The 6,810-nt window shown below is 71.1% G+C and carries 7 protein-coding genes; 4 read left to right on the top strand and 3 right to left on the bottom strand.

Annotated elements, in window-relative coordinates:
• Positions 1-89: 89 nt before the first annotated feature.
• On the top strand, positions 90-422 hold the full coding sequence (locus JL475_RS21520; RefSeq protein WP_202279442.1) for a hypothetical protein: 333 nt from the start codon (positions 90-92) through the stop codon (positions 420-422).
• 102 nt (positions 423-524) lie between these two features.
• Here JL475_RS21520 and JL475_RS21515 read toward each other — a convergent pair whose 3' ends face one another.
• A complete protein-coding gene (locus JL475_RS21515; RefSeq protein WP_202279441.1) occupies positions 525-1,130 on the bottom strand; it encodes a hypothetical protein in 606 nt (201 codons plus the stop codon).
• Between the two features lie 523 nt (positions 1,131-1,653).
• The gene (locus tag JL475_RS21510; protein ID WP_202279440.1) at positions 1,654-3,846 is read right to left on the bottom strand and encodes an N-6 DNA methylase; all 2,193 of its coding nucleotides are present in this window, start codon (positions 3,844-3,846) and stop codon (positions 1,654-1,656) included.
• Positions 3,847-4,136: 290 nt separating this feature from the next.
• Here JL475_RS21510 and JL475_RS21505 point away from each other — a divergent pair, with 290 nt between their 5' ends.
• Both JL475_RS21505 and JL475_RS40165 read left to right on the top strand, forming a co-directional pair.
• Positions 4,137-4,727: a hypothetical protein gene (locus JL475_RS21505; RefSeq protein WP_237407831.1), complete on the top strand. Its 591-nt coding sequence runs from the start codon at positions 4,137-4,139 to the stop codon at positions 4,725-4,727.
• A 118-nt stretch (positions 4,728-4,845) separates the two neighbouring features.
• Entirely contained in the window at positions 4,846-5,262 is a 417-nt protein-coding gene (locus JL475_RS40165; RefSeq protein WP_237407829.1) for a hypothetical protein, read from the top strand.
• A gap of 111 nt (positions 5,263-5,373) precedes the next feature.
• On the opposite strand, the gene JL475_RS21495 is transcribed toward JL475_RS40165, so the two are convergent.
• Positions 5,374-5,736, bottom strand: coding sequence for a hypothetical protein (locus tag JL475_RS21495; RefSeq protein WP_202279439.1), 363 nt, complete (start codon positions 5,734-5,736; stop codon positions 5,374-5,376).
• A gap of 104 nt (positions 5,737-5,840) precedes the next feature.
• On the opposite strand from JL475_RS21495, the gene sigJ reads away from it, so the two are divergent.
• Complete coding sequence (gene sigJ / locus JL475_RS21490) at positions 5,841-6,740, top strand: RNA polymerase sigma factor SigJ (protein ID WP_202279438.1); 900 nt, start codon at positions 5,841-5,843, stop codon at positions 6,738-6,740.
• Positions 6,741-6,810 lie beyond the last annotated feature (70 nt).

The raw sequence follows: 6,810 nt of genomic DNA, 5'->3' as shown, positions 1-6,810 counted from the left end.
CCGCTGCCCGCGTCCCGAAGAAACCACCAGGAGCCGCCCGACGCCCGTGAGCAGAATTCACGCGGTGGATCGAGGATCAGTCCCCAGGTATGCCGTCGGCGGTAGGTGGAGAGATGCCGGCCGGCCCGAGCGGTGGTGGCGAATGCGTGCAGACGGTAGCGGTGAAGACGGACGACGGCTCAGAACACCTGGTCGACGACACCCGCTACGACCCGCCCACCTGGGACGAGACCTGCGGGCGTTCCTCGATGTCCAACGCCATCAACGGCGGTTCGATGAACCGGATGACGGCCGGAGCCAATCCGTTCCTGTCCAAGATGCGCATGCTGGACAAGGACAAATTCTGGGTCGATCCCGGCAACGAATGGTTTGCGGGCTGCGATACGTCCAAGCTCGAGGTCAAGTGCCAGATGCGGAAGTGAACCCGCGCCCCGGAACCGTCCACTTCGGACCGTGAGAACCATCACGTGCTGACAAGCGGGCGGGGGTGCAGCGCCACTCGGCGCTGTGCCCCCGCCCGTCGTTCATGGATGCAAGGGGTGCCAAGGTGCCTCGTCGAGGGACACCCGCTCCGGGTCCTCCCACAACAAGCAATCGAGGGCAATGCCGGGCCGGCCGCGCGGAGTGATCAGAGGGCCCGTACCCGACTCAAGGGCCTCTGACAGAGCCGTGAGGTACGCGGCAAGGGAAGTGACATGGGGAGCCGTTGACTCCAGCGGTGCCGCGCCCTCATCGGGAAAACGTGTGACCTGCCCCGAAGCGCCCTCGATGCCGAACCCACTCTCGCCGTCCCCCGGAGCAGCCCAGGGAGCCCAGTCCGGCCGGTCCAAGCCGACTAGGGCGACAACCGGCAGACTGAGCATCCGGTCCAGGGGAAGCCATTCGCATCCTTCCGGCAGCCAGGCTGCGGGATTCACCTCGCCTTCTTCATCCCCGTCGATCTGATAGGCCTCGGCCCCGTCATGGATTCTGAGCAACGACTGCAGATCCTCGTGAACCGGTACGTACTCGCGTGCACGGGCGATATCGAGGTCTGTAGCAGGGGCCCTCAAGGAGCGATGAGATCCAGGCGCATTCTCTGCAAGCCAGGTCTCAACACGTCGCCACGCCTGCACTATTTCAATGCTCATGATCGGCAGCATACTTCTGCCGAAGCGAAGCGGCACGGGGTTGTGACGACCGGGCTGCGAGCAACAGGCGCAGGTGGCAAAAAAGAACGACCTTCCGGTGGCAGGCAGTGCGAATAGAATCAACCAGGGGCCTGGTTCAGGTGTCACTTATCCGTGCAGCAGTCCCCGGCGGCGAGCTGTTTGATCAGGTGTCTTGTCGCTGCCTTTTGATCAGAGGGCCTGTCGGGGCACTCAAATTCTGCACGTGTGTCCTCGACATTCGATCATGGCGAGCGTCTGATCAGCCGCGATGCGCGCCTGGAGACACGGTAGTGGATGGGGTCGGGGTCCGGGGCGGGGAGTGCGGGATGGGTGTATCAACCCCTTGAGGTGGAGGACTTGTGGAGAGTTCCGGCCGGGTGCGGCAGATGGTGCCCGTCGGGTGACTCCGGGGGTTCCTTCCGTGAGCGCCCGGCTCCCGTCGTCGGTGCGTCGCCGGTGACGCGAGTGCGCGTGAACGCGGCGACGAGGGGCGGTGTCCTGCCTAATGGGGTGAATCGCCGTGCGGTGAAAGGGAGGTCGCGTCCCGGGACGGCAGCAGCTGCCCCCCGGTCAGCCCGCCCGCCAGCAGCCGTGCCGTCTCCTCCGCCAGCCGGGTCGCCCGCTGTGCCTCCGCCCGCAGTTCGTGGACGCGGCGGAACGCCTCCCCGTACCGCTGCTGCTCCTCCAGCGGCAGGAGCGGTACGCGCAGCCGGCCGGGGCTGACGTGCAGCACCGTGCTGCCGGTCGACGCGCCCGCGATGTTGTCCTCGGCGCCGAGGAACCCGGCCAGGAACCAGGCGTCCAGGCGGGCCGGGTCCGGCCGGAAGAGGTGGACGTGGGGGCCGAGCAGCGCGCCCGCCTCCGCGTCACCCGCGACCCGGGACATCGGGCCGTCCTTGCTCGCGACCGCCCGTACGAGGACGTCCCCGACGGCGATCACGGGCGCCGTGCCGCTGCGCAGCTCCGCCGGGTCGCCCGTGGGGCCCGACCCGCGCGCGATGTCCGAGCCGGTGAGGACCGCGCGGGCGCCCGGCTGCTCCGAGGCGCCGGCTCCGTCTTCCGCACGGCCCCGGGCCCCCTCCGGCAGGGTCCGCAGCACCGTGAGCGCGCCACCGCGCGCCAGGTCGGACGCCGTCGCCGTACGCCACTGCCGGGCCGAGTCGCCCGCCGGGTCCCAGCCGTCGTAACCGGCGGCCCGGACGAGGGACTCGGCGGCCTCGACCAGGCTCCGGCGCGTCGCGTCGGCCTCCGCCGCCAGCTTCGCCGGGTCCACGTCGGCGCGTGAGGCGCGGACGAGACGGGTCGGCGTCAGGTCCACGGTCTCGTCCAGCAGGTCGACGACGTCGACCGCCCGCGCGACGCCGGGCTCGCCCTCGAAGGCGTCCGAGTCCCGGGTGAACGCGTGCCACGCCTCCAGCGCCTGCCCGGTGATCCGCTCCCAGTCCAGCGAGGCGGACCGGCTGCCGCCGCGCGTGCGCGGGCCCGTCCGGGCGTCCGTCCTCGCACCGGCCGTCGTCCCGTCCGTGTCGACGAACAGCACCGACTTGCCCGCCGCGCCGCCCGGTTCGGGCCGTCGCAGGATCCAGATCTGCAGGCCCACGTGGAACGGAACCGACGCGCCGACCGGCAGCGCCACCACCGCGCGCAGGGCGCCGCTGCGGACCAGCTCGGCCCGTACCCGGCGGCCCGACGCGCGGCCGGCCGACGCGGGCGGCATGACCAGGACCGCGTGACCGCCGGGTGTCAGGTGGGCCAGGGCGTGCTGCACCCAGGCCAGTTCCGACTCGGCGCGGGCCGGTACGCCGTACGCCCAGCGCGGGTCGTACGCCAGCTCGTCGTGCCCCCAGTCCCGGACGCCGAACGGCGGGGTGCACAGCACCGCGTCGGCGTCCAGGCCGGGGAAGGCGTCCGCGCGGAGGCTGTCGGCGGCGCGCACGGTGACCGTGGCCCCCGGCGCCGCGAGCATCAGGCCCACCGCGCTGCGCCGCGCCTGCACGGGGAGCACGTCCTGGCCGTACAGCTCGGTCGCGCCCCGGCGGGCGGCGGCCTCCAACAGGGTGCCGCTGCCGCAGGCCGGGTCGAGGACGCGGGTGGGAGTGCCGGGGACGAGGCGCGCGAGGAGGTCTGCGAGCGGGTCCGGCGTGCCGTACGCGCCGCTCGCCGCGCTCTCCTCCAGCTCCCGCTCCGCGAGCACGCCCAGCGTGGCCCGGCCGCCCTCGTCCCGTACGCACACGTACAGCGCGCGGAGCACGGCGGCGTGGGTGCCGGCGAAGCGCACGGCGCCCGCGCTCGGTACGGCGTCGGCGACGCCCGCCGCGTCGCGCTCCGCGCGGAGGGCGAGTTCCTCGTCCGGGAGTTGTGCCGCGGCCGTGAGCTGGTCCGGGGTGCGGCGGGCCGCCGCCAGGACGAGGAGCAGCAGGTCCGCCGTACCGCCGTCGTCGCCGTCCGTGCTCGGGGGGTTGAGGCGGAGGGTCGTGCGCAGTTCCTCGGCCGGGCTGGCCGCCGAGGCGTGACCGCGCGAGGCGAGCCAGGTCCTGACCGTCTCCAGGTCGTACAGGGGGCTGCTCTCCGTGCCGCCGGACGGCTCGGGGAAGTCGTCGTACCGGCGACGCCAGTTGCTGACGGTGGCGCGCGTGACCCCGGCGATGCGGGAGATCTCGGCGGCGGTCACCTGCGCGGACGGCTGCTGGGGCATGACGGAAGACCTGGACCTCTCATAGCGGACGTCAACAACCTACAGCACCCGTCAAGCCGGGCGTGCTGGTTGACAACGCTTTCCCGGCTCTGCTTCTCTGGTGGTGCTTCCGGAGGTGCGGAGTCAGGTGCTGGGCGGTGCCGCCGCTCGGACCGGCACCTCGGGGCGCCTCGACCTCAGCGACGGGGCGAGGAGCGCGGGTGAGCGTCCGCGCACCCCTCGACCCCTTCCATGTCGCAGTTCCCTCATCGCAGTTCACGTGCCGCGTCGCACGGAAACGGAGCACGACCATGTCCTTCCAGCAGCCCTCCTCCTTCCCGCAGCCCGGCCCCGGCGCGCAGGGCCCCTTCGGCCTCGGCGCGCCCACCGGTCCGGTACGGCCCCCGAAGCAGCGCGGTCCCTGGCTGAAGTACGGGGCGGTCGCCCTGGTGTCCCTGTTCATCGGGGTCGGCATCGGAAGCAGCGGCGACGGCTCGGCGGCCTCGGAGAACGCGGCGGCCGACACCAAGTCCGGGCCCAGGCCGACGGCCACCGTCACCGAGACCGCCGAGGCCGACGGCGGCGGCGCCAAGCCCGCGCCCACCGTCACCGAGACCGAGACGGTGACCGCCAAGCCGAAGAAGACCAAGGAGCCGGGCCCGGCGACCAGCTTCTCGGGAGAGGGCGAGTACGTCGTCGGCGAGGACATCAAGGCCGGCACGTACAAGACGGCCGGAGCGGACGGCGATTTCGGCTGCTACTGGGAACGGGCCAAGGACGCCAGCGGCGAGTTCGGCTCCATCATCGCCAACAACAACCTCAACGGCCCGGGACGGGTGACCCTCAACACCGGCGAGTACTTCAAGACCAACCGGTGCCAGGAGTGGAAGAGGGTCGGCTGAGCCGGTGTCCGTCCAGCGAGACGCACTGGCGCATGGACGTGTTCCGCCTGCGCCGGCTCTGGCGTCACCGCTGACCACGCACCCGCGGGCATCCTCATCCCCCTCCAAGGAGTTCACCGTGCCACCCCGATTCGAGACCGCCCGCTTCCACGTCGAGACAGGACCCGGAAGCCTCTTCACACGGGTGCTTCACATCCTGAGCGAGCCGGTACGGCTGAAGGCCCATGGCGCTCACGTCACCGAACGTCTGCGGCAGCGAGGCGCACCCCTCGAGACGTTGACCCGTTTCGACCCGGAAGGCTGGGAGTTGGTCTCGGCCGAGGCGCGTACGGACACCGGAAAGTGGGTGAAGTCGACCTGGCGGGTGCGGGCGGACGGGCGGGACTGGTGGGTGGTGATCGGACTGGGCAACTCGCTCGTCACCGTGATCGACGTGGACCCGCGGCGCCGGGGGAGGGGCGAGGGCATCATCACCGAAGGCTCCCTGTACGCGCGGGTCGACGCCGTCAACGCGGAACTCATGCGCGGTGCGTGAGGCCGGGGCGCCGGTTGCCGCGCTCACCAGCACAAGAGGCGAGCGGGCCCCCGGCGCGGCCTGATCCGCCGGACGAGCCCCAACTGATTGCGGTACTCACCGCATCGGACTTCAGCGCCGCGCCAACGCCAGCACACTCAGTCCGAACATCAGGACGCCCAGGGGGAGATGGACCGAAGGTACGTGCGCGATACCGACCACGACCTGGACCGAGGCGAGAACGAGGAAGCCGGACGCGTGCCAGACGGGCCGGGGCGAGCCGCCGCCCGGCTTCCACGCCAGCACCGCCGCGAGCAGATACAGCATCGACGCCCCGTACATCACGCGGGCTCCGGCACTGTGAAGCGTCTCTCCGTAGGCCGAGGTCAGCAGCAGTCCGGCGGAAACGGCTTGAAGGAAGATGGTCAGGGTCTGCAGGGTGATCGCGATCTGCAGAAACGAGAAGCGTCGCTGTGCCGTCGCCTGGGTCGTCATGCCACGGTCCCCTTTTCCGCCCGGGGGGGGCAGTAGATCGATAAGGTCTTACCGACCCGACGACGCGGGACTGTGAAAGGTAAGGCGAGGGGGCGGCCGGGAGCATGGGGGCGGCTGGGCGGAGCACCGATGGGACAGCCGGCGAGCGGCGCCAACTGATGAATGTCGCCTACCGGTTGCTCGGTTCACTGGCCGAGTCCGAGGACGCCGTGCAGGAGGCCTACGCGCGCTGGTACGCGCTGCCGCGAAGTCGGCGGGACGAGATCGCATCCCCCGGCGCCTGGCTGACGACGGTGACCGGCCGCATCTGCCTGGACGTGCTCGGCTCGGCGCGGGCCCGGCGTGAACGCTATGTCGGAGCGTGGTTGCCCGATCCGCTGCCCGACCACGCCGAGTGGAACCACGGCCACGGCACCGACCTCGCCGACCAGATGGTTCTGGACGAATCGGTGACCATGGCCTTCCTCGTCGTCCTGGAGTCGACGACACCCGCCGAGCGGGTGGCGTTCGTCCTGCACGACGTCTTCCGGTACCCCTTCGCCGAGATCGCCGACATCCTCGGCCGGACTCCCGCGGCCTGCAAGCAACTCGCGGCCTCCGCCCGGCGGCGGGTGCGCGGCGCGCGGGCTCCGGTGACGGCGGCCGGGCAGGCCGCCGTGGTGCGACACGTCAAAGAGGCATGGGAGGCCAAGGACATCGCGGCCCTCGTCGACCTCCTCGACCCGGCCGCCGTGATGACCGCCGACGGCGGCGGCATGGTCGGTGCCGTCCTGCGCCCGATCGAAAGCGGTGCGCGCATCGCCCAGTACATGGTCGCCATCGCCGACAAGGCTCCGGGGCTCGAACTCCTGGAGCGGTCGGTCAACGGTGTGCCGGGTTTGGTGGCCCAGCGTGCCGGCGCCGTCATGACCGTGGCCTCGTTCGAGGTCACCGACGGCCGCGTCACCCGGATCTGGGCGGTCCGCAATCCGGAGAAGCTACGGCCGTGGATGCGGGCCGGCTAAGGCGTGTTGTGAAAGTGGGGGTCAGGTTCACAGCGTTCATGAAATTGTGGGGCGGCTACGGGCGTTGATC

The organism is Streptomyces sp. M2CJ-2 (assembly GCF_016757295.1).
Lineage (GTDB): Bacteria > Actinomycetota > Actinomycetes > Streptomycetales > Streptomycetaceae > Streptomyces.
The sequence above is the reverse complement of the archived record's forward strand: the minus strand, read 5'-3'. Positions and strand labels throughout refer to the sequence as shown.

Excerpts from the sequence above, each read along its gene's own strand:
- JL475_RS21520 (WP_202279442.1), top strand. The coding sequence starts at position 90 with ATGCCGTCGGCGGTAGGTGGAGAGATGCCGGCCGGCCCGAGCGGTGGT.
- JL475_RS21515 (WP_202279441.1), bottom strand. The coding sequence starts at position 1,130 with ATGAGCATTGAAATAGTGCAGGCGTGGCGACGTGTTGAGACCTGGCTT.
- JL475_RS21510 (WP_202279440.1), bottom strand. The coding sequence starts at position 3,846 with ATGCCCCAGCAGCCGTCCGCGCAGGTGACCGCCGCCGAGATCTCCCGC.
- JL475_RS21505 (WP_237407831.1), top strand. The coding sequence starts at position 4,137 with ATGTCCTTCCAGCAGCCCTCCTCCTTCCCGCAGCCCGGCCCCGGCGCG.
- JL475_RS21495 (WP_202279439.1), bottom strand. The coding sequence starts at position 5,736 with ATGACGACCCAGGCGACGGCACAGCGACGCTTCTCGTTTCTGCAGATC.
- sigJ (WP_202279438.1), top strand. The coding sequence starts at position 5,841 with ATGGGGGCGGCTGGGCGGAGCACCGATGGGACAGCCGGCGAGCGGCGC.